This is a genomic window from Serratia sp. PL7 (assembly GCF_945957435.1).
In genome coordinates this window covers 1-619 of sequence record NZ_CAMFLB010000117.1, presented here as the reverse complement: position 1 = coordinate 619, position 619 = coordinate 1, and the positions used below count along the sequence as shown (strand labels likewise).

The 619-nt window shown below is 48.8% G+C and carries 1 pseudogene; it reads left to right on the top strand.

The window, feature by feature from the left end:
- Positions 1-619: pseudogene (locus N6G83_RS54505) on the top strand (IS110-like element IS4321 family transposase); the annotation flags it as partial.

Sequence of the window (619 nt, the reverse complement as noted above, 5' to 3'; positions counted from 1 at the left end):
CAAGTTGGAAGAGTTGGGGCATTCCCCAAAGCTGATATCACCACAATTTGTCCGCCCGTTCGTTAAAAGCAATAAAAACGACTTTGTCGACGCCGAAGCTATTTGTGAAGCTGCATCGCGTCCGTCTATGCGTTTTGTGCAGCCCAGAACGGAATCTCAGCAGGCAATGCGGGCTCTGCATCGTGTCCGTGAATCCCTGGTTCAGGATAAGGTAAAAACAACCAATCAAATGCATGCTTTTCTGCTGGAATTTGGCATTAGCGTTCCCCGAGGAGCTGCCGTTATTAGCCGACTGAGTACCATTCTTGAGGATAATAGTTTGCCTCTTTACCTCAGCCAGTTATTGCTGAAATTACAACAGCATTATCACTATCTTGTTGAGCAGATTAAAGATTTGGAATCCCAGTTGAAACGAAAGTTGGACGAAGATGAGGTTGGACAGCGCTTGCTGAGCATTCCCTGCGTCGGAACACTGACAGCGAGTACTATTTCAACTGAGATTGGCGACGGGAAGCAGTACGCCAGCAGCCGTGACTTTGCGGCGGCAACAGGGCTTGTACCTCGGCAGTACAGCACGGGAGGTAGGACGACATTGCTGGGAATTAGTAAGCGAGGTAAT